Raw genomic sequence first — 23,614 nt, 5'->3', positions numbered from 1 at the left:
ACCGACAGCGAACCCGGCAGTTCACACCGGGCACGATTTACCGCAGCGCGTCGAGCGTCTGCGTCGCGATCTCTCGCTCCTCGTCAGTCGGGACGACGAGGACCTCCACCCGCGACTCGGGCGTGCTGATTCGCCGCACTCCCCCGCCGGAAGCGGTATTGAGGGCGGGGTCGATCGCGATACCGAACCACTCGAGGCCAGCGATCACGTCCGTTCGCAGCACGGCAAGGTTCTCCCCGATTCCCGCGGTAAACAGGATCGCGTCTGCGCCGCCGAGCTCGACCAGGTACGCGCCGAGGTAGTGCCGGATCCGATGCACCGTAACGTCGTACGCGAGCTGAGCGTCCGCGTCCCCGGCCTCGGCGGCCGAGCGCACGTCGCGCATGTCGCCCGACCCGGCGAGCCCGTAGAGGCCCGAGCGCGCGTTGAGCAAAGTATCAAGTTCATCGACCCCGAACCCGCCCTCGCGTGCGAGGTGAAAGAGCACCGAGGGGTCGATGTCCCCCGAGCGCGTGCCCATCACGAGCCCCTGCAGCGGGGTCAACCCCATCGAAGTGTCCACCGAGCGCCCGCCGTCGATGGCGCACATCGAGGCGCCATTGCCGAGGTGCAGCACGATCTGCTTGAGCTCCTCGGTGGACCGCCCGAGGAACTCGGCGGCGCGACGCGAGACAAACGCGTGCGAGGTGCCGTGGAACCCGTATCGGCGCACGCCGTACTCACGGGCCACCTCGCGGTCGATGGCGTAGGTATATGCCGCTGGCTTCATGCTCTGGTGAAATGCCGTGTCGAACACCGCGACGTGCGGGATATCCGGGAAGGCCGCACGCGCGGCGACGATCGCCTGGTGTTCGCCCGGGTTGTGCAGCGGCGCCAGCACTGAGAGCTCGCTGATGCGATCGGCCACCGCGTCGTCGATAATCGTCGGTTCGAAGAAGTCGCTTCCGCCCTGCACTACGCGATGGCCGACAGCGGTCAGCTCGCCGAGCGAGACGCCCGCCCGCGCGAAGGTGGCGAGCATGGCGGCAAATCCGGTCGCGTGGTCCGGAATCGGCGCCTCCCACTCCCATTCGACGCCGCTGCCCGGGGCGCCGCGATGCTGGAGGTGACCAGATGGTTCACCGATACGTTCGACGAGGCCCGTCGCGAGACGACCGCCGTGATCCGGGTCAATCAGCTGATACTTGAACGAGGACGAGCCGCCATTCACCACGAGCACGAGACTCATGCGGGTGTCCCCTCGCTCCGCGCGAGCCCGGCCTGCACCGCGGTGATCGCGACCGTGTTCACGATGTCCTCGACCGTGGCCCCGCGGGACAGGTCGTTCACGGGTCGATTCAGACCTTGCAGCACGGGTCCGACCGCCACGGCGCCCGCCGAACGCTGCACCGCCTTGTAGGTGTTGTTTCCGGTATTCAGGTCGGGGAATATGAAGACCGTTGCGCGGCCGGCCACGGGCGACCCGGGCAGCTTTGACGCGCCAATCTCGGGGTCGCTCGCCGCGTCGTACTGCATCGGCCCGTCGACCAAGAGCGCTGGCCTGCGCTCACGCACGAGCGCGGTCGCACGGCGCACGCGGTCGACCTCGGCCCCGCTGCCGGAGGATCCCGTCGAGTACGAAAGCATCGCGACGCGAGCCTCTACGCCAAACTGCGCGGCCGTCTCGGCGGACGAGATCGCAATGTCGGCGAGCTGTTCCGCGGTCGGGTTTGGGTTGACGGCGCAATCGCCATAGACGAGCACCCGGTCCTCGAGCAGCATGAAGAACACGCTCGAGACCACGGAGACCCCCGGCCGAGTGCGGATGATCTCGAAACTGGGCTTGATGGTGTGCGCGGTCGTGTTCGCGGCGCCCGACACCATCCCGTCAGCGAGCCCCAAGTGCACCATCATCGTGCCGAAGTAGCTCACGTCCGTGACGCGGTCGCGGGCCGCCTCCAGCGTCACGCCCTTGTGTGCCCGGATGCGCGCGTACTCTTCGGCGAAGCGCTCGCGCAGCGGTGACTCGTTCGGGTCGATGACGTCGGCAGCGTCCAGGTCCAGCCCCAACTCGCCCGCGCGCTGGCGCACCAGCGCGGGCCTGCCAAGAATGGTCAGTCGAACGGTACCCCGCGACAACAGCGTGCTCGCGGCGCGCAGGATCCGGTCGTCCGTCCCCTCTGGCAGCACGATGTGCGCGCCGAAGGCGGCGGCCCGCTCGAAGAGTTCGTAGGCAAACATCACCGGCGTCACGACGCCGCCGGCGTACACGCTCAGCCGGGAGCGTAGCTCGGCGACGTCGACATTCGCGCGGAACAGCGCGATCACCGTGTCGATCTTCCGCTGCGAGCCGGGCGTGAGCAGCCCCCTGGCGCGGACGATGCGCTGCGCGGTATCGAAGGTGCCAAGCGCGGTCCGGATGATCGGCAGCCGCGAATCGATGCCGTCGAGCAGTCGTTCGACGTCGGGCGAAAGCGCGAAATCGCCGTTCAGCACCACTGCCGCGAGCGTTGGGAAGGTCGCCGCCTCGTGCGCCATGACGACGGCGAGCAAGGTCTCGGCCCGGTCGGCGGCGACCACGATCGCGGCGCCCTCGATCAGACGGGGCAGCACGTGCTCCATCGACATACCCGCGATCACGACGCCGGGAACCTCGCGGCTCAGCAGCGCTTCGCTGCCGCGCACCAGGGTGCCCTCGACCGCGTCGAGTACCCCGGCCACGGTGGGCGCGACGAGCAGCACCTGCTCGGGGATCGCCCACACCGGGGTGCCCGCGGGAAGCGCCGCTCCGACCGCTGAGGTGATCTCCGTGAGGACCCCCGGATCCGCGCGATTTACGAACGCGGCGAGCAGCGTGGCGTGTGCTGCCTCGAGCTGCTGGAGGCCGAGCTCGGCGAGTTGGGCGAGCTCCCCCGCGCTGCGGGCGGCGGACTGCCCGAGCATCTCTGGTCCGTTCTGGGACGAGCGACCGCCCAGCACGAGAAGCACCGGCGCATCGAGATGCGCCGCCACCCGCGCGTTGAAGGCGAGTTCGCTCGGGGCGGCGACATCGGTGAAGTCTGATCCGACAATGACGACGGCGTCGCACTGCGCCTCGAGCGCCTTGTAGCGGGCCACGATCTGCACCATCGCGGCGTCCGGGTCATGTCCGGCTTCCTCGTAGGTCACCCCGACACAGGCCTCATACGGGATCGTGCTGCCGGCGCGCTCCCGCAAGAGCTCGAGCACTCGGTCACGCTCGTTCCCTGAACGGATCAGCGGACGGAAGATCCCGACCAGTGGCACGTCGGCAAGCAGGGCGTCGAGCACCCCGAGCGCCACCGCACTCTTGCCGGTGCGTCCCTCGGCGGATGTCAGATACAAGCTCTTGGCCACGTGTCCAGCTTAGTGAGGGGCAGGGGCGCCCCACCCATCGCCCCCGTCGTGAAACTCCAGCAGAATTGCCTTGGATCAGCAGGATCGGGCAGGATCCTGCCGAACTTCGCTGGAGTGCCGGGGAAAGCGATGCGCGAGCGGACACCCAGTCGTCCCTCACAAGTGGCGCAGTCATTGAGTTCTCCACATTCTCGACCTGAACTCCCGCCAACGAGCGGCGTCACCGGAGGCTGATGTCATGTCTCTCGAACTCGATGTGCGCCACGCGCGCGGCGTGACCCGATCCGCCGACTTGCTCAGCCTGGGATGGAGCGCCCGCAAGATCTCCCGAGCGGTCTGCGCCGGCCGGCTCATCCAACCCAAGCGCGGCTGGGTTGCCCTGCCGGACGCCGACCCGCTGCTCTTGGTCGCGGTGCGGCGGGGAGCCGTAGTAACCTGCATCACCCAGGCGAAACGCCTGGGTCTCTGGGTGCTGGCGGAATCCGAGCCCCACTTTGCCGCGCCGCGCCGCGGCTCAAGGCCCGTGGGCGAAGGATGCGTCATGCACTGGGGTAAGCCCCTCAGCACCCGGGTCCCGGGCGTGCTCGAGGACCCCATAGAAAACGTCCTCGGCCACGTTGCCGACTGCCAGCCTTACGAGGCCGCGCTCGTCGTGTGGGACTCAGCCCTCAACCGTGGACTCATCGACAAGCCGACCATTCGGAGGTTTCCGCTTCGTCCCCGCGCACGCAGGCTCCTCGAGGATTGCAGTCCATTGGCGGACTCGGGCCTCGAAACGCTGGTGCGCACTCGCCTGCGATTCCTTCGCCTACGGATCATTGCCCAGGCCTGGGTACTCGGGCACCGCGTCGACTTCCTTATCGGCGAGCGGCTGATCCTGCAGGTCGACGGCGCCCACCACGTCGGGGTGCAGCGCAGCGCGGATATTTTGCACGACGCCCGGCTACGGCTGCAGGGCTACACCGTCTTTCGGGTGAGCTATGGCCAGATCATTGACGACTGGCCCGCGGTTCAGGAGCTGATCGTGCGCGCCGTTGCCCAGGGGCTACACCTCACCGAGGGATAGGGCCTGGGCCCAAAGCTTCAGCGAAACCCGCCAGAATCAGCAAAATCCGGCGGAACTCTGCCGGGATACGCGAAATTGCTGTCCCAACGCACAGACCAGGGGGCCGAGGGCAGCAAAGACCCCCCGCGTACCCAGCAGAGCCCGGCTACCCTTGCTTCGTTTCCGATCTAGGGGAGTTCACCGAGGTGCCGCCACGCGGGGGGCCTTTCTAGTCTAGCTGATCTCGGCGGGTGGTTCTGCCGCGACCACCTCCGCATTGCCTGAGCCTGCCGTGGCGCGGCGCCGCTTGGCGGCGACGAGCCGCCCGCCGACGATCAGGCCGATGCCGAGCACCAGCACCGCACCGCCCGCGACGAACCACAGGGTCATGTCCTGACTACCGGTGGCACTCAGGCCGGCGCCCGAGCCGCCCTTGGCAGGTTGGCCGGCGCCTCCCTCGCCGCCGGGGCCCGGATCCGGCGCGGGGGCCGCGGTGCGAGCACCGATCGTCGCCGGGGTGCCCACGGTGCCGAGCGCACCGACGGGAGTCAGTCGCACGGTGTACGCCGTGTTCGCTGGGAGCCCCGTAAACGAACGGGCACTCTCGGTTGCCACCACGCGCTCGCTCGCCACGAGTGTTCCGGAGTTCGGGTCGCCCGCGAACAGCTCGATGAGGTGGCGTTGGCCGCTCGCTGTCCAGCTCGCGTTGAATGACGAGACCGTCGTATCCGTGACCGCCAGACCGAGCGGTGCGGTCGGTCGTGCCGGAAGTGACTCGATCAGCCCCATGGCATCGACGATTCCCGCGCCAAAGACGTGCTCGTCGGGGAACACTGCAGGGTCCGCCGGGTTCAGTACCCCGTACGCGCTCGTGACGCCAAACGGATTGACGGGCCCTCCGTCGCTCGTGCCGCGGGCCGTCGCCAGTACCTGGTCGCGCAACTGAGCGCCAGTGAGCTCTGGCGCAAACGAGAGTCCGAGCGCTGCAACCGCAGCCGCGTTGGGGGCCGCAGCTGACGTGCCGTAGAAGCGATACACGCCGGGTTCAGCCGGATCTTCCTCTCCGAAGAAGCTCGTCTGCACGCCGTCGACAGCGGCAATCTGAGGCGAGTCAACGATGACCGGCGCCGCCTTTCGCGCCGCGGGCGTCGGGAACTCGAGCGACGCCGTGTCGTAGATCAGCGTGCTCGGGCCCAGGGAGCTGTAGTTGCGCAGCTGCGTTGGGTTCGCCCAGTCGAGCGAGGCGGTGCCGATTGCTGAGCCATCGCCGGAATGACCGAACACCGTCTCGCCCACCCAGTCGGTCACGCCGTTGCCCATGAACGTGCGTTCGGCGATCGCGTCGCCGCCGCGCATAAAGCCGAGAAACACCGCGGGAGTGCGAACTTCGGCCGCATCGTGCGCAGTGCGCACCATCACCATGCGTACCTCGCTGCCCCTCGGAACCTCGATTGACCCGGACAGTCCGGGGAAGGGGTCGCCGAACGACGAAAGCGTGGAGATAAGCGCGGGCTCGGCGAGCGCCGGGTCAGCCTCGTAGAAGCGCAGCTCGTACGAGGTGGTCACGCCAAATACGGGCTCGCTAATCGAGGCGATCGGCCGCATTTCGATGTCGTCGCCAGCCGGGTTGCCCTTGATCCTGAGGGTATCGAACGGCGTCTCCACCGCCGCGTCTGGGTCAAAATCGAGGCAGTCTGCGCCCGCGGGAACTACCACCCATGCAGGGCAAACGGCGGGACGGTACCCCGTGGTCTGCCACGACGCAACCGGCTTGCCGGCGCTCGCCCCCGTAGAGCCCACCCCGTTCGAATTTCCTGCCGAGGTGAAGTACGTCACCCCCTGCTCGCCCTTGGCCTTCTCGATCGCAGCCGAGAGAAAGCCCTGCTGGTAGTAGGCCTCGGAAGACCAGGTGATGTCGTCTACGATGACGGTCGCACCGGCGTTCGCCAGCCCCAGGATGTTCTGCGCCATCTCAAGCTCGCTGTTGCCCGCGCCCGCGAAGATCAGCTTCGCGCCCGGCGCGATGCCGTGCACAAGCTGAGCCATGGCACGGCCCTCGTCAGCGCCGCCGCTCGCGGCAAATGACCCGGGCAGGATCTCGACCGGAATGGTTCGCCCACACGGGTTGCCAGCCCCTGGCAAGGCGCCCGAGGCGACGTCATCGGCCCAGGAGGTGGGAACAGTGAGCTCGTCAAACGAGTCCGAGAGGATGCCAATAGTGACGCCGGTACCGTCGACACCAAACGCGGCGCGCGCCGCTTCGGAGCGGAGCGGAGCGTCCGCGTCTATCGGGATGGGTCCGCAGGTCGCACCGGCGGGCGTCTGCGCCGCAGGACGCAGCTCGCCGATTGCTGGCGCGCCTCCGGTCCCGGCGAACGGGCTCAGAGCAGGAGTGACACTGACGACGCCCGATATCGCCTCAATGGCAGAGATTCGATCGGGCGCCACGCGAATGGTGGCCGCGGGGAACGGGCTGAGCACACTCTCTACGACCGCGAGGCTCTCGAGCTGCGCGAGCAAAGCGGCATCGGGGGCGCCCGCGAACACCACGGTCGCGGTGATGCGCTGCGCGTCGTCGAAGGTCAGGCTGCCACCGCCCTCGACGGGCAGCGAGACCGCCTCGGCGACCTCCTCCGGCCCGACAGCCCCGCCCTCTGCGGCCTCGATAATTCGCTCGCCCAGCGATGAGGGTTCCCCCACCACACCCGGCTCCTCGGCCTGCGCGACTCCCGGCAGCGCGAGTACGACGAGCAACGGAATTGCCGCGATGGCAGCGATCATCGCACGAGATTTGTGACGCATTTAGCTCTCCCCCAGCGCGGCAGGGTCGATCCGGGTGATCTCACTTCGCACCGCGCAGTCCATAGAGTATCGAGGCGGAGTGGATCATGTCCATAAAAAAACTGAATCCGAACTATTTCGTGCTACTGCCGCTGCAGCGCATCCTTCCGCCAGCCCTCGATGCGGCGCTGGCCCTCAACACGGCCGAGCTCGCGCCGCTCTTCCGGATGCGCGTGGTACCACCGCAGCGCCGTGAAGAGCGAGTCCGTCGGGACGGTATACCCGTCGGCGGCGAGCATCTGCACCCCGTTGAGGGGGCAGGAGGTACACGATCCACCCGCCGACACCCGACAGTGCCGCGAAGAAGACCATCCCGAGGAGCGGGCCGGCCTCGCTCATGTCTTCATTCACCTGCGGGATGAAGCCGAACACTTGAACTCCCGCGAACACTGCACACCCCGCCGCCGCGAGCACCACACACATCAGCCCGAGCAGCAGCGTCATGCGCATGACGCGAGTCGTCACAACGTGCACCCAGGAGTCAGCGGTCGGCTGCTCAGCATGAGTTCATCACGATCGAGTTCAGGTACCGTAATTGCCCCTTCGGATGGGACTGCGGAACGACGCCGAACCCCAGCAGCGCAATCGTCCCGCAGATCGCGGCCGAGACGGATGCGTCGCCGAGGCTGCCTTCGGCGATGCGCGACACGACGAGCACCGCCCCGACGGTCGCGGTCAGCACGCCGATGCCGATACCGAAGGCGCGGGTAAACGCGCGGGTCTGCCGACTCAGTGCGGGCCGGGGATAGCGTTCGAAGCCATCCCCGGCCCGCAAATCAGGACTCGTCACCCGGAACCGCGGACGGCGCCTGGGTGTCTGCTCCGGCAGGATCCTGCCGCCCCTCGATCTCCGCAGTAGCGGTCAGCTCTTCCTCGTCGACGCCAGCGAACTGCGTCATGTAGAGCGTGTAGTACGCGCCCTTGGCCGCGAGTAGCTGCTCGTGCGTGCCCTGCTCGACAATCCGTCCGCGCTCCATCATCAGGATGGTGTCGGCGTCGCGAATGGTGGAGAGCCGGTGCGCGATCACGAACGACGTGCGGTCGCTGCGCAGCGCCGACATTGCCTGCTGCACGAGCACCTCGGTGCGCGTGTCGACCGAGGACGTCGCCTCGTCGAGGATCAGCAGCGACGGCGCGGCGATGAACGCCCGCGCGATCGTGAGCAGTTGCCGCTCGCCCGTCGACAGGCTCGAGCCGTTCTCGTCGAGGACGGTGTCGTAGCCGTCGGGCAGCTGACGCACGAAGCGATCCACCATGGTGGCCTTCGCGGCGTCTACGACCTCTTGGTCGGTCGCGTCGAGCCGGCCGTACCGGATGTTCTCGCGGATCGTGCCCGTGAACAGGAACGCGTCTTGCAGCACCATGCCGATATGTCCACGCAGCTCGGCCCGCGAGAGGGTCGTGATGTCACGACCGTCGAGCAGGATCCTGCCGCTGTTCAGCTCGTAAAAGCGCATGACGAGATTGACGAGTGTCGTCTTGCCCGCCCCGGTCGGTCCCACAATTGCCACGGTGTGACCCGGGCGAGCCTCAAATGAGAGGTCCGTGATGAGCGGGGTCTCGGGGTCGTAGCTGAAGCTGACGTGCTCGAACTCGACGTGCCCATCGGTGCGCTCGGGCAACGTGTCGGTCGCGGTCTCCGGATCCTGTTCGTCGGCGTCGAGCAGCTCGAAGCTGCGCTCGGCAGACGCGACACCCGACTGCAGCATGTTCGCGATGCCGGCCATCTCACCGATCGGCTGCGAGAATTCGCGCGAGTATTGGATGAACGCGGTCACGTCGCCGAGCGTCATCTGCCCAGCAGCGACCCGCAGCCCGCCCACGACGGCGACCGCGACGTACGTGAGGTACGAAACGAACTGCATCGCGGGCATGATGGTTCCTGACAGGAACTGCGCTCCAAACGAGGCGCGGAACATCTGATCGTTGCGACGGTCGAACTCCTCCGTCATGACGTCGTCTCGGTTGAAGATCCGCACGAGTTCGTGGCCTGTGAAGGACTCCTCGATGTGGCCGTTCACCTCACCGGTGTGCTTCCACTGCGCAGCGAAGAGCTTCTGCGAACGCACACCGACGACGCCGGCAACGATCGCCGAGAGCGGCAGGGCGACGAGCGCGATCAGCGCGAGCTGCCACGACACGATGAACATCATGGCGGCAATACCGAGCACCGTGAGCACCGACTGCACGAGCTGCGAGAACGCCTGCTGCAGCGCCGACTGAATGTTGTCGACGTCGTTCGTCACGCGCGACAGCACGTCTCCGCGCTGGCGCGAATCGAAGTAGCTCAGCGGCAGGCGGTTGATCTTCTGCTCGATGTCCTGGCGCAGGTTGTAGACGACGCGCATCACGAGCGCGTTGAGGACGTAGCCCTGTAGCCACATCAGGAGCGACGCGACCAGGTAGAGCGCGAGGACGATGATGATGAGACGGCCGAGCAGACCGAAATCGATCCCTTCGCCCGGCACGATCGTGGTGCCCTCCAGCATGTTCGCAAAGTCGTTGTCGCCGGAGGCCCGAAGGCCCGCGATGACGTCTGTGAGCGGCACGCCGGCGGGAAGCTGTGAGCCGAGCACGCCGTTGAAGATGACGTCCATCGCCTGGCCCAAAATCTTGGGGGCGATCACGGTGAGGACGACCGAGCCGACGACCAGCAGCACGACGATGCTGAACCAGAACTTCTCGGGCTTGAGGAGCCCCATCAGGCGTTTCGCCGACGGCCAAAAGTGCTTGGGCTTGCGCGCCGGGGTGCCGCCGAACATGTCGCCGTCGGCCTCGGTGGGCATGTACTGCTCGGTCTCGTCGACCGTCTCGGCCGCCTCCGCGGGGGCGGTGGAATCTGCTGAACGCTTCGCCATGGTTACGCCACCTCCGTCGTATCGAGCTGAGATCGGACAATTTCTTGGTACACGGAGCTCGTTTCCAGCAGTTCCTCGTGGGTGCCGCGGTCGACGATCTCGCCGTCCTCCATCACCAGAATCTGGTCGGCCTCGGTGATCGTCGAGACACGTTGCGCCACGATGATGACGGTCGCCCCGTCGGTCGCTTCGGGCAGGGCGGCCCGCAGGCGTGAGTCGGTCGCGACGTCGAGCGCCGAGAATGAGTCGTCGAAGAGATAGACGCGGGGGCGCGCGACCAGGGTCCGCGCGATCGAGAGTCGCTGACGCTGACCGCCGGAGACGCTAGTGCCACCCTGCGCGACGGGCTCGTCCAGCTGCAGCTCCTTCTCGCGCACAAAGTCGGCACTCTGGGCGACGCGCAGCGCCTCCCACAACTCGGCGTCGGTCGCGTTCTCCCGTCCGAAGCGCAGGTTCGAGCCGATCGTGCCCGAGAACAGGTACGGCCGCTGGGGAACGAGGCTCAGCGCGCCGGCCAGTTGCCCGCGCGTGAACTGCTCGATCGGGGTGCCGTCGACCGAAATCGTCCCGCTCTGCGGGTCAAAGAGGCGAAGCAGCAGGTTCAGCAACGTGGTCTTGCCGGATCCGGTCGAGCCGATAATTGCCGTCGTCTTGCCCGGCTCGGCGACAAACGAAGCCTCCTTGATGACCGGGCTGTCGGCGCCAGGGAATCCGAAGGTGACCGACGAGAACTCGACCCGCCCGGCAGTGGGGTTGGGCGCGGTCTCGACGGCCGGGAACTGCTGGGTCGACTCGGTCTCGAAAAGCTCGCGCAGACGCTCGGCGCACACCGCGGCGCGCGGAATCATCATGACCATGAAGACACCCATCATCACAGCGACGAGGATCTGCAGCAGGTACTGGAGAAACGCGGTGAGCGAGCCGATCTGCATCTCGCCGATATCGACCCGTTGACCGCCAAACCACAGCACCGCCGCGGTCGCGAGGTGCAGCACCATCATGATGACAGGGAACATGAGCACGAAGAGGTTGCCGACCTTGACGGAAACTTCGGTGATCGCCCGGTTGGCCTTGCCATAGCGCTCAAGCTCGAAGGGCTCACGCACGAAGGCACGCACCACCCGGATGCCCATAATCTGCTCGCGCAGCACCCCGTTGATGTCGTCGACCCGTGCCTGCATGGTCTGGAAGAGCGGCAGCAGGCGGAAGACCAGGAAGCCGACGACCACGAAGAGGACGATGACCGATGTCCAGACGAGCCAGGACAAACCCAGGTCCTCGCGCAGTGCCATGATGATGCCGCCGATACACATGATCGGGGTGGACACCATGAAGTTCAAAGTCATCAGCGCAAGCATCTGTACCTGCTGCACGTCGTTCGTACCGCGCGTGATGAGCGGGCCGGCACCGATCTGAGTCGTCTCGAGGACCGTCAGCGAGTTGACCTTCTGGTACACCTCGCGGCGAAGGTTGCGGCCCATCGCCATCGACGTGCGGGCCCCGAAGTACACGCCGCCGATCGCGGCCAAGACGTTCACCAGACAGACGACGAGCATGATCATGCCGGTCGACCAGATGAAGGCGCTATCTCCCTGCGCGATGCCCTTGTCGATGATCTGGGCGTTCAGGCTCGGCAGGTAGAGCGCCGCAAGCGTCGCGATGAGCTGGAAGCTGACGACTGCGACGACAAGCGGCCAGAACGGTTTCGCGTGTCGCAGAAGAAGCTTGAGGAGAGCCAATGGAGTCCTTAGGGGTTGATCGCGCCGCCAGGAGGGGCCAGGGTACACCTCGCTTGCGACCTTACGGTGCGGCGCGAGTGGAGAGTTTAGCAGCGCACCACCAGGCAACACCGAGAACTCCCCTGCGGGTATCCAATCTGCACATTCGCAGGTGTCCAGCGTCGCACACACCCCCGACACACACACGCAAAAACGGCCCCACCCGAAGGTGGGGCCGTTCTCAAATCACTACTGAAGCAGTGAAATTAGACGAGCTCGACGGTTGCGCCGGCCTCTTCCAGCTTTGCCTTGGCAGCCTCAGCGGCGTCCTTGGCAGCGCCCTCGAGGATCGGCGTGGGAGCCGCCTCAACGAGTGCCTTTGCTTCGCCCAGGCCGAGGCTGGTGAGCTCACGCACGGTCTTGATGACCTGGATCTTCTTGTCGCCAGCAGCCTTGAGCACGACGTCGAAGGAATCCTTCTCCTCGACGACCTCAGCAGCAGCAGCCGGAGCAGCAGCAACAGCAACGGGGGCAGCAGCGGAAACCTCGAAGGTCTCCTCGAACGCCTTAACGAACTCCGAGAGCTCGATGAGGGTCAGGCCCTTGAACTGCTCGAGCAGCTCTTCAGTCGAAAGCTTAGCCATGATGTATCTCCCTAATCAGTGTTTGCCCGCACCTGCGTGACGAGCGATGGAATGAACCGCGCCAACCGAAGTTAAGCTGCGGCCTCCTGCTTGTCCTGCAGCGCACCGAAGCCGCGAGCGGCCTGTGCGAGCGGGGCGTTGAACAGATAAGCGGCTCCAACCAGCGAGGCCTTCATGGCACCGGCGGCCTTGGCCAGCAGTACCTCTCGGCTCTCGAGATCGGCGAGCTTACCTACCTCAGCGGCGGTCAGAGGCTTGCCATCGAAGTAGCCTGCCTTCACCACCAAAAGAGGGTTTGCCTTGGCGAAGTCACGAAGACCCTTTGCGACAGTAACCGGGTCACCGTGCACGAAGGCGAGAGCGGAAGGACCCGCGAGCTCGTCATCAAATGCAGTGATCCCGGCACGGTTTGCCGCAATCTTGGTCAGCGTGTTCTTCGCCACGGCGTACGTAGCGTTCTCACGGATGTTGTTGCGGAGTTCCCGCAGCTGAGCAACCGTGAGGCCGCGGTACTCGGTGAGCAGAACGGCGGTCGACTCTTCAAACTTCGTCTGAAGGTCGGCTACCGTAGCTTCCTTTGTCGCCATGGCGCTCCCTAGCTTGTGGAACCCGTTCGACGGATGTCAATCGGGGGCCAAACACACGGAGAAAGTAAAAAGAGCTCCGGCGCGGACGCACAGAGCTCGAGTGATTCGCATTGCGAATCTGCTTTCACACCTGCGCAGGTCTTTGCTTTCGCAAACGTTACGGTGTCCTTGCGGACAACCACCAGCGGTCTTTGGCCAAGGGTCAGCCTAGCGGATTCTGCCCGTCCAGGCAAACCAGCCGCAATTCGACCGTGATGATCGCGCCGCCCGAGCCGCCTGCGGCGCGCACCTCCCCGCCGAAGGCGTGCACCAGCGCGGCCACAATAGGCAGCCCCAAGCCGGTGCCCCCGTCGTCCGTGCGCACTCGCTGCGCGTCGCCGCGCACGAAGCGCTCGAACACGCGTGGCAAGACGTCCGCCGGAATACCGGGGCCGTTGTCCGCAATCTCGACCGCGACGCGCTCAGCCTCGTAGTCGATCCGCACCCGTACCGCCACCCGCGTACCCGAGGGCGTGTGCGCTCGCGCATTCCCCAACAGGTTCGCGAACACCTGGTGCAGGCGGTGCGGATCGGCATGCACGAAGATCGGTGCGGGATCGGTCAACTCGGCACCCTCCAGCACCCAGGTCCGATCCGGATCAGCCATCGCGGCGTCCGCGATTGCATTTCGCAGCACCCCCGTGAGGTCCACTGATTGCAGCCGGAGCTCCTGACCCTGATCGATCCGGGTCAGTAGCAGGAGGTCTTCGACCAGCGCCTGCATGCGCAGCGACTCGGCCTCGATCCTGCCAATCGAGCGCACGATGTCCTCGGGAAGGTCATTCGAGCCCATCCGCCGGACGAACTCCGAGTAGCCACGTATTGAGGCGAGCGGGGTGCGCAGCTCGTGGCTCGCATCAGCGACGAACCGGCGCACCTGCTGTTCGCTCTCCTCGCGATCGCGCAGGGCTCCCTCGACGTTTCCGACCATGCGGTTGTATGCGGTCAGCACCCGCCCGACCTCGCTGCGCGGGTCTGCCCCGGCCAGGTCGATGCGATCGAGACCGATGTCACCGCCCGTGGCAAGCTGCCGCGTCGCCGCCTCATCCGCCGTGCGTGCAAGGGTCTCCAGCGGGCGCAGGCTCCGCCGGATCATCAGTGAGCCGACCACCAGCATCGCGAGGACCGCCACGGCCGTGCTCAGCCCGACTGTCAGTGCAATGCGCGCGCTCGTCGCTTCGACCGGGGCAAGCGGGAGCCCGACGACGACAGTCGTGCGATCGGCCTGTCCGGCGATCAGACGGTAATTGCCGGATTCGGGGCCGAGCTCGAGCGTGTGCATCGTGCCGTCGAGGGGCAGCCCGACGAGCCCATCGAGGATGTCGCGCGGCAGCGGCAGCACCTCGCCCTCCTGGCCGATCGTGCCGCCGGTGAGCGTCCCCTCGCGCAGTACGACGGCGAGGGTTCCGGGCGCCTGGGCCGGGCCCTGCAGCACCGTCGTCGCGTCAAGCGGACCCTGCGTCGACCAGAGCGACGTCGGGCCGGCACCGGCGACGACATCTGCCGCGCGACCGAAGGCGTGCTCAAGCTGGTTGTCCACCTGCGCGGAGAGGCTGCGCTGCAGTTCCCCCACGGCGATTCCGCCGACAGTCAGGATCGCGAGAGCCGCGAGCATTGAGCTCGCAATCAGCAGGCGCGCCCGCAGCGAGAGGACGCGGCGTGCCCGCGACGCACGTTCCGCCGTCATCTTCTCCTCGTGGGGCCGTGTCTAGCTGTCGGCCGGGCTATTGCCCGCCGGCTTCAGCAGGTATCCGGCACCGCGGACGGTGTGAATCATGGGCTCGCGGTTCGCGTCGACCTTCTTGCGCAGGTACGAGATGTAGAGCTCGACGACGGTCGGCTTGCCCGAGAAGTCGTAGCTCCAGACCCGATCCAGGATCTGGGCCTTGCTGACGACCCGGCGCGGGTTGCGCATGAGGTAGCGCAGCAGCTCGAACTCGGTGCTCGTGAGCTCGATCAGCTCGCCCCCGCGCGCCACCTCGTAGCTTTCCTCGTTCAGCGTGAGGTCTCCCACACGCAGCACCGGATCGGGTGCCTGGGCAAGCGCAAGCAGGGAACGCCGCACGAGGCCGCGCAGCCGAGCCACCACTTCCTCGAGACTGAACGGCTTGGTGACGTAGTCGTCCCCGCCCGCGGTCAGCCCGGCCACGCGATCATCGACCGAGTCGCGAGCCGTCAAGAACAGCACCGGGATCGTCGACCCCTCGGCGCGCAGCCGCGAAAGCACCTGCATGCCATCGAGATCGGGCAGCATGATATCGAGCACCATGATGTCGGGCTCGAACGACCGCACCGCAGCGAGCGCCTCTTGTCCGCTAGCGGCCGTCGATACGTCCCATCCCTCGTAGCGCAGCGCCATCGCGAGCAGACTTGACAGGGACTCCTCGTCGTCAACAACGAGTGCCCTGATCTTCTCTCCATTTGCCTTAGACAATGTGCTCCCCAACATGAGCCTCATTGTCCGGCTAAAGGCTATGAATCCGCTCGAAGGTTTCCGACTGCTTCGTAGGTGGGAGAATGGAACCCATGTCCACTCCGCCGACTCAGCCTGATTTCGCCTACCGACGGCGTCTCGTCACAGACGGAACAGACCGTGTCGCATGGATGCGAGCCCGGGCGCGTGGCATTACCGCGACGGATGTTGCGAAGCTTTCGACGCCCAAGTCCATCGACAGCGCCGCTTGGGCGAAGCTGCACGGGACGGGCTTTAGCGGAAACGCGTTTACCGACCACGGCAAGGCCCGGGAGCCCGAGATTGCCGCCTGGGTGCGCGACGGGTACCGCATCGAGTCGAGCTCGGCACTTTTCCACGCCCCCGGCGACATCCGACACCTCGCGACGCCCGACGGCATTGGCGAACGCGCGGACGGCGTGCTCGAGCTGGCCGAGATCAAGACGACGAATAAGGTGTGGCGTTCGATCCCCCGCAACTACCTGCGCCAGGTGTGGTGGCAGCAGTATGTGCTCGGCGCGGAACGCACCCTCGTGGTGTGGGAACGACACGAGAACTTCGTGCCCGTCGGTGACCCCGAATGCCGCTGGGTCGACCGCGACGAGAACGAGATCGCACATCTCGTCGGACTCGCGGGCCAGATGATCGACACGCTCATCAAACGAACCAGCTAGCTACCGCTCGCCGCTCAGCGACAGCTGCGCGAGCACGGCCTCGACGACCGTTTCGCGGGGCAGGTCAGGCTCAAACACGAGCCACTCGAGGCCCGCGAGCAGCGAGGCGCCAAACACGCCCGCCGCGCCGATCAGCCTCGCCGGGCGCGGCGTCGACGCGGATCCTGCCCCGTTCTCAACAGCCGCAGCATCGAGTGCCGTCGCGAACAGCCCGAGCACCTCGTGGCGCAGCGCCGCAAACGACTGCTGCCAGCTGCGGTCCATGCGGAAAAGCTCGGCCGCCATCAGCTTCGCGAACTCCGTATTCTCTTGCGTGAGGGTGATCACGCCGGCGACGAGCGCGCGAAGCGCCTCCTGTCCCGAGAGCCCGGCCGATCGCTCGGACAGGCGCGCGGCGACCGCCACGATGCCTTCCTCGAGCAGCACCTCGAAGAGACGGTCCTTCGAGGAGAAGTTGTAGTACAGACTGCCTTTGGCGACCCCCGCCAGCTGCGCCACGTCGTCCATCGACGTCCCCGTGATGCCTCGCGCCGACGCCAGCTCGAGCGCCGCGTCGAGAATCGCGCGCTTCGTCGGCGAGGTGCGGCGAGTGGGTGCGGGTTCCGCCATGAGGTTCTGCCTTTCGCTCGCCTGGGATGGGGAAGCTGAGCTTCCACCATCCCAGGCTAGATCACCGGGTCCTGCCAGCCCGCCCGGCCCGCTAGATCACGAGCTCGGGGTAGAGCCGCTTCATGCTCCACACCCGCTGCCGCGCCGCGCTCCACGAGCTCACCGCGAGCGAGCCGATCAGGATCCCGGCCATGACCAGGATCGAACCGAGGAGCCGGCCGTCGATGCCGCCGGTGATGAGCTGGCGCAGCCCGTCGACGACCCAGCTCGCCGGCATGAATGGGTGCAGCGCCTGGAAGAATCCGGGCGTCGTCTCGACGGGGTAGGTGCCGCCCGACGAACTCAGCTGCAGCATGAGGAGCACGAGGCTGATCACGCGGCCGGCCGCCGACCCGAACAGCACGATGAACATCTGCTGCAGCGCCATGAAGGCCAGGGTCACCAGCAGCATGAACAGCGTCGTGCCCACCCAGTGCGTGGGTTCGAGGCCGATGCCGTAGACGAGCACCAGCATCATGATGACGACCTGGCCGACGCCGATGACCACCGCGGGCACGAAGCCGGTCAGCACCGCGCGCAGTCCGCTCGCACCTGCGGCGAGCGCGCGCTGCGGCAGCGGACGCAGGATCAGCCAGGTGATCAGCGCACCGACGAAGGTCGCCAGGGCAATGAAAAAGGGCGCGAAGCCCTCGCCGAATCCCCCAGCCTCGGCCGCGTTCGCCTCTTCAAGCGCGATCGGCGCCGCAGCGATGTCTGCGCGGCCCGCGATCTCCGTCTGCGTCAGGCTGGGGATCCGCTCCCCGCCCTCGGCCAGGCTGGTGTGCAGCTGGTCCGCGCCGGTCGCGAGGCGCGTGGCCCCGTCGCCGAGGGTGCCCGCCCCCGTCAGGATCTTCCCGGCGCCGTCTGCCACAGCCGTGGCGCCCGTGTCGAGCCGGGTGATGTCGGGGCTCCCCGCCGCGAGCGATCCGGCGAGGGTGCCGGCTCCGTTTGCGAGGGTCGCCGCGCCGCCCGAACCCGCGCCGAGGCTCGAGGCAAGGGTTGCCGAACCGTCGCGCGCCTTCGCCACGCCGTCCGCGACCGCGTGTGCACCGTCGTTCAGCTGCGCAAGCTTCGTGGGGTCGGCACTCGCCAGCTGCCCCACGAGCGCCTGGACGCTCGAGTTCAACGTGGCGATGTTGTCGCGCAGGGTCACGCTCGATGCGGACAGGCTGCCCGCTCCGGTCGAGACACTGTGCGCGCCGGCACTAAGCCCCTGCAGCGCCGGCAAGAAATCGCTCGCCGGGGTGCCAGCCGGTGCCGCCGCGATCTGCGCGGCGAGGTCGGCGAAGCCGGCCTCGACCCCGCTCGCCCCGGCCGCGACCGACCCGGCGCCGTCGGCGAGCTGCGACGAACCCGCCGCGAGACCGGCAGTGCCGTTCGCGAGGGTCGGCGCCTGTTCTACCAGTGTGCCGGCAAGGCCAGTGACCTCGCGCACGCCCGTCTCGACCTGGGCAGCCCCGGCCGCGAGATCGACGAGGCCGGTGTTGAGCGTGCTCGCGCCGCTCGCTGCCGCACGCATTCCGTCGGCGAGTTGCGTCGCACCGTCTGCTACCTGGCCGGATCCCGCGACCGCGGCGCCGTACTTCGTGCGCAGCGTGCCGACGCCGTCGGCCACCTGGCTCGCGCCCGAACTCAGTGTGCCGAGCGACGCGGCGAGCGTGCCCACTCCGTCGGATGCGGTCTGGAGCCCGTCGGCGAGGGTGCCCGCGCCATCGGCGGCCTGACGGATCCCGTCGCCCGCCTCGTTCAAGCCGACGAGCATCGCGTCGGCGGTCTGCGCGCTCACCTGTTCGGCGACGGCGTCGCGGAGCTGGGTCATGCCCTGCTTGCCCATCGTGGTCGCGAGAAAGCCGTTGGCGTCGTTGTACTCGACGTCGATGCTCGCCTGGCGCGGCCCGTCGGTTCCGACCGAGATCGCATCCTTCGAGAAGTTCGCGGGCAAGGTGACCGAGAAGTAGTAGCTGCCGTCCGCGACGCCGCGCGCGGCATCGGCCGCGTCGGTCTCGACCCACCCGAGGTCGGCAGAGTCGACGAGCTCTGCCACCACATCGTCGCCGAGATCGAGAGCCTCGCCGTCGCGTGTGGCGCCCCGGTCCTCGTTCACCAGGGCGACGGGCAGGTTGGTCATCTCGCCCGTCGGGTTCCAGAATGCCCAGAGGTAGAGCGCGCCATAGATCAGCGGAATGAAGAGCAACACGGCGACGGCGACCTTTGGCAGCACCCCGTGACGGAAGCGCTTGAGCTCGGTGCCCGGGGAGAACATCGACATCATCGCGCGCTCACCTGCTCTGCGGTCAGGGTCGACACCGGGGAGGTCGCGGCCTCGGCCGGGGTGAGCCAGGCCACGGTACAGGGCACGTTCGCGGCAGCTGCCTCGGCCCGCGCGGTGCGGGCGGCGCTTTCGGTGCCGGAAGCGATCACCCGAACGCCGGTCGCGGCGATGCGAGCGAGCGTCGCCCAGATCGCGGCGCGGTCCGCCTCGGACTGCAGACGGTCGGCGCCGTCATAGACGAGCAGTTCGGGCTCCGCGAGGAGCGCGAGGGCGAGCTGCAGGCGCGCCCGGCTGAGCTCGTCGAGGTCGCGGACGAGAGTTCCGCCGGTCGGCGCGGATCCTGCCGCCGGGGCGAAGACCGGCGCGAGCGCGGCGCGCACGTCGTCCTCACTGGCGCGACGCTTCGGCGCCCACCAGGGGGCCAGCCAGGCACGACGCTCGGCGATGGTCTGGGCGAGCGTCACCGTGTCTTCGAGATCATCGATCTCGTGGAAGCCCGCGATCGCGGCGCGGCGCTGGAGCGCGCGGAGGTCGTGCGGCAGCTCGTCGCCGAGCACGCTGACGGAGCCTCCGCTTGGGCGCATCCGTCCGGCAAGAGTGAGCAGCAGCGGGGTGCGACCGCTGCCCGGGGCGCCCGCGATGACCGTGAGCGGGGTGTCGCTCACGAAGCTCACAGGTCCAAAGACGGGCCCGCGTCGGGTGGCGAGACGCAGCTCGTCGGTTCGGATGATGGTCACGATTGGTCCTCTCCCCGGGGTCACCGGGAACTCCTGATTTGTACTGACCAGTCAGTTTAAATCGGATCGAGGGAAATCGCAAGGCACTGCCTGGGCACGCCAGAGCGCCGCCGCGGCACGGCGGGCGGTGAGAGGTACGCGAGCTCGTACGCGCTAAATTCGCGCGGTGTCGCCGGTCTCGCCGGGCATCCCGTGGACACCCAGGGCGGAAGTCGCGTTCGGGGCGAGGCGGTCGAGCGCATAGCTGCGCTCAATGAGCTCATGCAGAGCGTCGACCATGCGCTCGACCTGCGGCACATCGCGCAGCACGAGGGGTGCCTCGGCGCCTACGAGCAGCTCGACGTCGCCCGCGGCCCACATGCGCTGGCCGAGCGTGCGGCGCGAGCGCACCTCGCGGATGCGCCCCAGTGACACTTCCTGGCGGTGGCGCACGAAGAACCCCGAGCGCACGATCACTCGCCGCGACGTGATGGTGTCCGTCTGTGCGAGCCAGGCGAGAAATGGGAGGACCACGAAGAGCAAGAGCGCGAGACCCGCGCCGAGTACCGCCAGGAGGTTCTGCCAGGGTTCGTCGAAGCGGCCGATGAACACTCCGGCGGCGGCGGCGATCACGACGAGCGCGAGGGCGACCCACGCGAGGTGACGCGCGTGACGTCGCACCCGCAGCACGACGACCTCGGGGCGCAGGTGGGCGGCCGTTGCGGGGCCCAGCGAGGCCTCCACTTCGGCGACCCGCAATGCGGCGCGCTCCTCACGGTTCGACATGCCTTCTATTGTGTCGGACGCGCCGAGGTTGAGCCTCCGCGCGCGCCGTGAACTTCAGCTCAGAGAGCGCGATCGAGCGCGGCGGTTGCCCCGGGGCTACCGCAGGTGCTCGACGTCGCCGGCGGAAACGGTGAGGGGCTCCCGCCCTTCGCGCTCCACAATCAGCGATCCGTCCGCCGCGAGCGCGCGAGCGAGCCCCTGGACGACCTCGCCACCAGGGAGATGCGCTCGCACGTGCGCCCCGAGGGTTGCCGAGTCGGCGATTACCCGGGCACGCGCCGCATCGGCGTCGGTCTGCGCCAGGCGGGCGAGCCGCAGCAGCTCCGTGCCCGCCGTCGCGAGCACCCGGTCGAACAGCTCGGCGCCCGCCGGGTCATCCACGGTGGCGGCCACGGCCCCGGGCGCGCCCTCGGCCGCAAGCGACGTCGCCCGCTCGGTGGGCAGCGCGTCCCGCGGAATCAGCAGGTTCACCCCGGCACCCACGATCGCATCACCCGTGCCATCGATGAATCCGGGCAGCAGCTCGCACAGGATCCCGCAAATCTTTCGTCCGATTCCGCCACGCTCGGCGGGATCCTGCCCGAGATCGAACACGTGCACGTCGTTCGGCCACTTCACCGCGACGCGCGCGCCCGGGAGTTCCGCCCGCACCGCCGCGGCCACGGCCGAGCCGGCGAGCAGCGGAAGCCAGCCGACCCCCAGCGCGCCCGCGCCCCCCTCAATCGAAACGTTTCGGATGAGAAACGACACGGCAAGCGCGGCGCCGCTTGGGGTGTCCCACTCGCGCCCCAGGCGCCCGCGCCCAGCGGTCTGCGTGGCGGTGGCGATCGCGGTGCCGTGTGGCGCATCGGGCCGCGCCGCCCGAAGCTCGCGCAGCGACTGGTTGGTCGAGGGGGCCTCTTCGAGCCAAATGACCTCGGGCAGGGCGGCGCGTGAGCGAGGGAGTTCCATACCCGCAGTGTACGAGTTGGCGAAACCCTCGAACACTTTCCGGATTCCCTTGGAGGACATCTCCTGAGTTGCGCATGTACTGCGCGGTAGGCTGACTGACGTGACTGCCCCTGACGCTACCCCCGAGAACGCGACCGCCGAGCCCCTGACGACGACGGCCGCGCGCATCGCCGACCACCGTCGCAAGTACCAGGAGGCCGTCGGAGACCGCGACGCCCAGGCTGCTGCCAAGCAGCACCCGCGCGGCAAGATGACCGCACGCGAGCGCATCAACGAGCTGCTCGACCCGGGCTCGTTCGTCGAGTTCGACAAGTACGTGAAGCACCGCACCCACGCCTTCGGCATGGACAGCAACCGCCCCTTCGGTGACGCGGTCGTCACGGGCGCCGGCACGATTCACGGCCGCAACGTGGTCGTGTACTCGCAGGACTTCACCACCTTCGGTGGCTCGCTCGGCGAGGTCGCCGGCGAAAAGATCATCAAGGCGATGAACTTCGCACTGAAGACGGGCGCCCCAATCCTGGGCATTCTCGACTCGGGCGGCGCCCGCATCCAGGAGGGCGTGGTCGCCCTCGGCAAGTACGCCGAGATCTTCCGCCTGAACACTATGTGCTCGGGCGTCATCCCGCAGATCTCCATCGTGATGGGCCCGGCCGCCGGCGGCGCCGTGTACTCCCCCGCGCTCACCGACTTCGTGATCATGGTCGACAAGACCAGCCACATGTTCGTGACCGGCCCCGACGTCATCAAGACGGTCACGGGCGAAGAGGTCGGCTTCGAAGAGCTCGGCGGCGCGCTGACGCACAACAAGATCAGCGGCGTCTCGCACTTCCTCGCGAGCGATGAGCACGACGCGCTCGACTATGCGCGCGCGCTCATCAGCTACCTTCCCGACAACAACATGGCCGAGGCCCCGATCTACGACAGCGACACCGCGCTCGAGATCACCGACGCCGACCGCAAGCTGAACACGGTCATCCCCGACAGCCCGAACCAGCCCTACGACATGAAGATCGTCATTGAGGCGATCCTTGACTCGGGCGAGTTCCTCGAGGTGCAGCCCTTGTTCGCACCGAACATTCTGATCGGCTTTGGCCGCGTCGAGGGCCGCAGCGTCGGCATCATCGCGAACCAGCCGAACCAGATGGCCGGCACGCTGAACATCGACGCCGGCGAGAAGGCCGCGCGCTTCGTGCGCCTGTGCGACGCCTTCTCGATCCCGATCCTCACCCTCGTCGACGTTCCCGGCTACCTGCCCGGCACCGACCAGGAGTGGTCGGGCGTCATCCGCCGCGGTGCGAAGCTGCTTTATGCCTATGCCGAGGCGACCGTGCCGCTCGTGACGATTATCACGCGCAAGGCGTACGGCGGGGCGTACATCGTGATGGGCTCGAAGCAGATCGGCGCCGACATCAACATCGCGTGGCCGACCGCCGAGATCGCCGTGATGGGCGGCCAGGGCGCCGTCAACATCCTGTACCGCAAGGAGCTGGCCCAGGCCGCCGCCGAGGGGCGCGACGTCGACGCGCTGCGCAAGGAGCTCTCGGAGGCGTACACCTACAACGTCGCCAGCCCGTTCCTCGCGGCCGAGCGCGGCGAGCTGGACAACGTCCTCGAGCCCGCCGGCAGCCGCCTCGCCGTCATCAAGGCGCTCCGCGGCCTCCGCGGCAAGCGCACCGAGCAGCCCGCCAAGAAGCACGGGAACATCCCGCTCTAGGCGGGACGGACTGACATGAGCGACAGCAACGAGGCGGGGCTCGCCCCCGACGCGGCCGCCCGCGACGCCGCCCTGCGCGGCACCATGGGCGTGACCGACGACGCGCTCACGGGCGACGGCATCACCTTCGTGACCCGCGGCACCAGTGACGAGGAGCGAGCGGCGGTCATTGCCGTGCTCGCAGAGGTGCGCGCCGAAGAGTCCCAGCGCGTGCGCCGGGTCGAGCGCCGCGATCGCGACCCCTGGGCTCGCTCGCAGCGCACCCCCGAGGGAATCAACGAGGTCCTCGGAGGCTAGGCAGGATCCTGCCGC

20 protein-coding genes and 1 other RNA gene are annotated in these 23,614 nt (G+C 67.6%); 4 read left to right on the top strand and 17 right to left on the bottom strand.

The features are described from left to right. Positions 1-37: 37 nt before the first annotated feature. Positions 38-1,228, bottom strand: a complete 1,191-nt coding sequence (locus tag JW030_RS02085; RefSeq protein ID WP_188046349.1) for an acetate/propionate family kinase — start codon at positions 1,226-1,228, stop codon at positions 38-40. Further along, a complete protein-coding gene (gene pta / locus JW030_RS02080; RefSeq protein WP_188046348.1) occupies positions 1,225-3,354 on the bottom strand; it encodes a phosphate acetyltransferase in 2,130 nt (709 codons plus the stop codon). The genes JW030_RS02085 and pta overlap by 4 nt, the downstream gene beginning before the upstream one ends. Before the next feature lie 238 nt (positions 3,355-3,592). Here pta and JW030_RS02075 point away from each other — a divergent pair, with 238 nt between their 5' ends. Then, complete coding sequence (locus JW030_RS02075; RefSeq protein WP_188046347.1) at positions 3,593-4,420, top strand: DUF559 domain-containing protein; 828 nt, start codon at positions 3,593-3,595, stop codon at positions 4,418-4,420. 111 nt (positions 4,421-4,531) lie between these two features. Here the strand turns inward: JW030_RS02075 and ffs are convergent. The 10 genes from ffs to JW030_RS02025 all read right to left on the bottom strand — a co-directional run bounded on the left by ffs (position 4,532) and on the right by JW030_RS02025 (position 15,520). Continuing rightward, positions 4,532-4,628, bottom strand: an RNA gene (gene ffs, locus JW030_RS02070) — signal recognition particle sRNA small type. A gap of 5 nt (positions 4,629-4,633) precedes the next feature. After that, positions 4,634-7,180 (bottom strand): S8 family serine peptidase, encoded by a 2,547-nt coding sequence (locus JW030_RS02065; protein WP_188046346.1) that lies wholly within the window; start codon positions 7,178-7,180, stop codon positions 4,634-4,636. A 143-nt stretch (positions 7,181-7,323) separates the two neighbouring features. Then, on the bottom strand, positions 7,324-7,479 hold the full coding sequence (locus JW030_RS02060) for a hypothetical protein (protein WP_188046345.1): 156 nt from the start codon (positions 7,477-7,479) through the stop codon (positions 7,324-7,326). A gap of 257 nt (positions 7,480-7,736) precedes the next feature. Continuing rightward, complete coding sequence (locus JW030_RS02055; protein WP_188046344.1) at positions 7,737-8,030, bottom strand: hypothetical protein; 294 nt, start codon at positions 8,028-8,030, stop codon at positions 7,737-7,739. Continuing rightward, positions 8,017-10,098 carry an ABC transporter ATP-binding protein gene (locus tag JW030_RS02050; protein ID WP_188046343.1) on the bottom strand — a complete coding sequence of 694 codons (2,082 nt, stop codon included), beginning with the start codon at positions 10,096-10,098 and terminating at the stop codon, positions 8,017-8,019. The genes JW030_RS02055 and JW030_RS02050 overlap by 14 nt, the downstream gene beginning before the upstream one ends. 2 nt (positions 10,099-10,100) lie before the next feature. After that, on the bottom strand, positions 10,101-11,837 hold the full coding sequence (locus tag JW030_RS02045) for an ABC transporter ATP-binding protein (RefSeq protein ID WP_188046342.1): 1,737 nt from the start codon (positions 11,835-11,837) through the stop codon (positions 10,101-10,103). Between the two features lie 245 nt (positions 11,838-12,082). Further along, the gene (gene rplL / locus JW030_RS02040) at positions 12,083-12,460 is read right to left on the bottom strand and encodes a 50S ribosomal protein L7/L12 (protein ID WP_188046341.1); all 378 of its coding nucleotides are present in this window, start codon (positions 12,458-12,460) and stop codon (positions 12,083-12,085) included. A 71-nt stretch (positions 12,461-12,531) separates the two neighbouring features. After that, positions 12,532-13,047, bottom strand: coding sequence for a 50S ribosomal protein L10 (rplJ, locus tag JW030_RS02035; RefSeq protein WP_188046340.1), 516 nt, complete (start codon positions 13,045-13,047; stop codon positions 12,532-12,534). Between the two features lie 202 nt (positions 13,048-13,249). Next, positions 13,250-14,773: a cell wall metabolism sensor histidine kinase WalK gene (locus tag JW030_RS02030; protein WP_188046339.1), complete on the bottom strand. Its 1,524-nt coding sequence runs from the start codon at positions 14,771-14,773 to the stop codon at positions 13,250-13,252. Between the two features lie 21 nt (positions 14,774-14,794). Continuing rightward, entirely contained in the window at positions 14,795-15,520 is a 726-nt protein-coding gene (locus JW030_RS02025) for a response regulator transcription factor (protein WP_370566978.1), read from the bottom strand. A gap of 92 nt (positions 15,521-15,612) precedes the next feature. On the opposite strand from JW030_RS02025, the gene JW030_RS02020 reads away from it, so the two are divergent. Further along, positions 15,613-16,212, top strand: coding sequence for a YqaJ viral recombinase family protein (locus JW030_RS02020; protein WP_188046337.1), 600 nt, complete (start codon positions 15,613-15,615; stop codon positions 16,210-16,212). On the opposite strand, the gene JW030_RS02015 is transcribed toward JW030_RS02020, so the two are convergent. The 5 genes from JW030_RS02015 to JW030_RS01995 form a co-directional block, all read right to left on the bottom strand. After that, a complete protein-coding gene (locus JW030_RS02015; protein WP_188046336.1) occupies positions 16,213-16,821 on the bottom strand; it encodes a TetR/AcrR family transcriptional regulator in 609 nt (202 codons plus the stop codon). Between the two features lie 91 nt (positions 16,822-16,912). Continuing rightward, positions 16,913-19,132 (bottom strand): YhgE/Pip domain-containing protein, encoded by a 2,220-nt coding sequence (locus tag JW030_RS02010; protein ID WP_241095508.1) that lies wholly within the window; start codon positions 19,130-19,132, stop codon positions 16,913-16,915. After that, positions 19,129-19,869, bottom strand: coding sequence for an ATP-binding cassette domain-containing protein (locus JW030_RS02005; RefSeq protein WP_188046335.1), 741 nt, complete (start codon positions 19,867-19,869; stop codon positions 19,129-19,131). Before JW030_RS02005 ends, JW030_RS02010 begins: the two co-directional genes overlap by 4 nt. Positions 19,870-20,022: 153 nt before the next feature. Beyond that, a complete protein-coding gene (locus JW030_RS02000) occupies positions 20,023-20,634 on the bottom strand; it encodes a PH domain-containing protein (RefSeq protein WP_188046334.1) in 612 nt (203 codons plus the stop codon). Between the two features lie 96 nt (positions 20,635-20,730). Then, positions 20,731-21,585 carry a biotin--[acetyl-CoA-carboxylase] ligase gene (locus JW030_RS01995; protein ID WP_188046333.1) on the bottom strand — a complete coding sequence of 285 codons (855 nt, stop codon included), beginning with the start codon at positions 21,583-21,585 and terminating at the stop codon, positions 20,731-20,733. A 91-nt stretch (positions 21,586-21,676) separates the two neighbouring features. On the opposite strand from JW030_RS01995, the gene JW030_RS01990 reads away from it, so the two are divergent. Both JW030_RS01990 and JW030_RS01985 read left to right on the top strand, forming a co-directional pair. After that, positions 21,677-23,302, top strand: a complete 1,626-nt coding sequence (locus tag JW030_RS01990; RefSeq protein ID WP_223159990.1) for an acyl-CoA carboxylase subunit beta — start codon at positions 21,677-21,679, stop codon at positions 23,300-23,302. A 15-nt stretch (positions 23,303-23,317) separates the two neighbouring features. Continuing rightward, positions 23,318-23,599: a hypothetical protein gene (locus JW030_RS01985; RefSeq protein ID WP_188046331.1), complete on the top strand. Its 282-nt coding sequence runs from the start codon at positions 23,318-23,320 to the stop codon at positions 23,597-23,599. Positions 23,600-23,614: the final 15 nt, after the last annotated feature.

The sequence above is a fragment of the Leucobacter sp. CX169 genome, assembly GCF_017161405.1.
Lineage (GTDB): Bacteria > Actinomycetota > Actinomycetes > Actinomycetales > Microbacteriaceae > Cx-87.
The sequence above is the reverse complement of the archived record's forward strand: the minus strand, read 5'-3'. Positions and strand labels throughout refer to the sequence as shown.